Source organism: Mangrovibacterium sp. (assembly GCF_059905295.1).
In genome coordinates this window covers 1-2,720 of the sequence record NZ_JBZQJF010000269.1, presented here as the reverse complement: position 1 = coordinate 2,720, position 2,720 = coordinate 1, and the positions used below count along the sequence as shown (strand labels likewise).

Here is a 2,720-nt window from a genome sequence, read left to right as displayed (position 1 = left end):
TTTCGTGATATTCAGAAAACGAAAAAACAAAGCGGAATTTCCTTGCTTCGACAAATCGTTCATTAAACGGGCAAAAGCTACATCTCCAATATCTTTGTGCTCGGAATAGTTGTAAGCAAATAGATTGCTAAAACCCAAGACGGTTATCAATCCTAAAATGATTTTTCGCATAACACCATACAGATTGTTGTTACAAGTTACAATAATCTGTATTAATTAACATCATGTTTAGCTGCTGTATCTCAATTGTTTTGCATGGAATTGAAGTCTCGATCTAGGTAAGAGCTCAGCAGAAGCAATCTTTGGAGATTGAATCGATCCTGAGTTTTGTATAAGAGCAATTTAACCCGAGGTTGTAATTGGATGCTGTATTACATAGTGAATAGGTTTGTCTTTCCTTATTATTAATTAGACCGAATTTCCCGGATCTTCCAATGAATCTGAGATTCATTGTGTGCAGTTTAATCTTTCTGCCGTGGAAAACTCAGCACCAGTACAACACCTACCAGTGCAACAATACCGGTAAAGATGAAGGCCGAACTGTGCGAAAAGTTCCAGAATGTTCCGGTTACGGCGGCTCCTAAAAACGAACCCACGTATTGCAGGCTTACCAGTATGCCGTTTCCTTTACCCCGCTGGCGGTTGTCAATTCCCCGGTTAGCCAGCATAGGTACGATGGTCGAAATGGCAAAAGTGCCTGTTGTTATCAGGATAGTGCCGGCAATAATGGCTGGCAGATTGCCCAGCGAAAGCAATATAAAACCAATACCCTCGGTTACGTACAGAAGGCTGATGGTTGTACGTCCTTTACCTTTTTGGCTCAGTTTTGAGAATAGAGGAAGCAGCAACACCGAGCAAAGAATGGCCGGCGTAAGAATGATCCACATGCGATTGGTTTCCAGTACGCCAATCAGCAGCATGGGGAGCATAAAAAAGAAAGCCATGCTCATTAGGTTGTTGGTGGTCAGCATCAGTCCCATCGTCAGGTTTCGGCGGTTAAACACCGACTTCTGTTTGGCTTTCTCTGCGCTTTTCAGCTTTCGTACTTCCGGATCTACTTGCTTGGTAAACAGCAATACCCATAGAAAACAAAGGGCAATAAGCGCGGCCGAAAAAACAAACATCTGGCTTACGGTAAGGACAATGTGCACCAGCGGTCCAATCAGGTACGAGAGCATGGTGAAGGTGCCCAGTACGGCACCGAGGCGTGTTAATTGTTTGTCCCGTTCCTCGTCGCCGGCGACCGATGAGATCCACGAGTAGCCAACCGTTACAATAGCTCCGCTTCCCTGCAGAGCACGGGCAAAAATAAGCCAGTAAATATTGGCAGCATTGGCGGCGGTTAGCAATCCGGCTATCAGCATGAGTAGCCCGGCCAGCATCATCTTTTTGTAGCCGATGCGGTCGCTTAGCATACCGAACGGAATTTGTAAAATCGCCTGTGTTAGTCCGAAAATACCCAGTGCATAGCCGGTTAGCCATGGTTCTCCTCCTTCCAGGTTTAAAGCGTAAACAGAAAGAAAGGGAATGATAATTAACATCGAAAAAAGGCGCATTCCCAGTGTTACGGAAATGATGTTGGCTAATTGGCGCGTTGTTTTGCTCATATAAAACCTCCGATTTCGGAACGAAAAGTTTTTTGGAGAAGTGCGACAAAGGTAGTAAACATCACAGCCAGGGGAAAGGTTTCCCGATTTTCTTTCAGATAACAGGAGTTCGATGTCAGAAACACCTGTTGCCCGGCTTACTACCCAAGCACTGAAAGCCAATTTTCTAACTAGGCGTGGGTGTATCCCTAGCTTGTCTTTACTCATTTAATAGGTATCAAAAATTATTTTAATACCTATCAAAAGAAATTTTAATGCGTATTAAAAAATATTTTGATACGTATTAAAAAGAACAGATGTGCCTTGGTTTTCACTCTAACCTGCTTTATAAACCAATCAAAGTACCGCAGGGAACAACCATTAACTGATCCTGTTTTTATGGAACAATTTCGTACCGGACCCTGTGCGTACCTCCCGGGGCATATTCTTAGATCGAACCGGGGTTAACAGGAATAGATGCCCTGACATATTTTCATCTGCATATTTCCCTAAAAGTATTAACTTTGTGCCCCGAATTCAGAATCCAATTTTATGAGCGACAGCAGGTATATGGCACGAGGCGTTTCGGCTTCGAAAGAGGATGTGCACAACGCCATCAAGAATATAGATAAAGGACTGTTCCCAAAAGCATTTTGCAAGATCATTCCTGATGTGCTGGGTGGCGATCCCGACTGGTGTAATATTATGCATGCCGATGGTGCCGGAACGAAATCGTCTCTGGCCTATATGTATTGGAAAGAAACCGGTGATGTGTCGGTCTGGAAGGGCATCGCACAGGATGCGCTGATCATGAATATCGACGACCTGTTGTGTGTTGGTGCAGTTGATAACATTCTGTTGTCGTCAACCATTGGTCGTAACAAAAATAAAATTCCGGGTGAAGTTATTGCGGCAATCATCAACGGAACCGACGAATTGTGCCGCGAGCTGCAGGAAATGGGTGTTGGTGTTTTCCCAACCGGAGGTGAGACCGCCGATGTGGGAGACCTGGTGCGTACTATCATTGTTGACTCAACTGTTACTTGCCGCATGAAACGCTCCGATGTGATTTCTGCCGACAATATTCAGGCGGGGGATGTCATCGTTGGTTTGGCTTCCTTTGGACAAGCTACC

General features: G+C 44.6%; 2 protein-coding genes. One reads left to right on the top strand and one right to left on the bottom strand.

The features are described 5' to 3' along the window. Nucleotides 1-461: 461 nt before the first annotated feature. Nucleotides 462-1,607, bottom strand: coding sequence for an MFS transporter (locus tag AC37HE_RS13830; RefSeq protein ID WP_500783439.1), 1,146 nt, complete (start codon nucleotides 1,605-1,607; stop codon nucleotides 462-464). A gap of 531 nt (nucleotides 1,608-2,138) precedes the next feature. Here AC37HE_RS13830 and AC37HE_RS13825 point away from each other — a divergent pair. Then, a partial coding sequence (locus tag AC37HE_RS13825) for an AIR synthase related protein (RefSeq protein ID WP_500783438.1) occupies nucleotides 2,139-2,720 on the top strand: 582 nt, incomplete at its 3' end.

Coding starts and splice junctions, on each gene's coding strand:
- AC37HE_RS13830 (WP_500783439.1), bottom strand. CDS start 1,607: ATGAGCAAAACAACGCGCCAATTAGCCAACATCATTTCCGTAACACTG.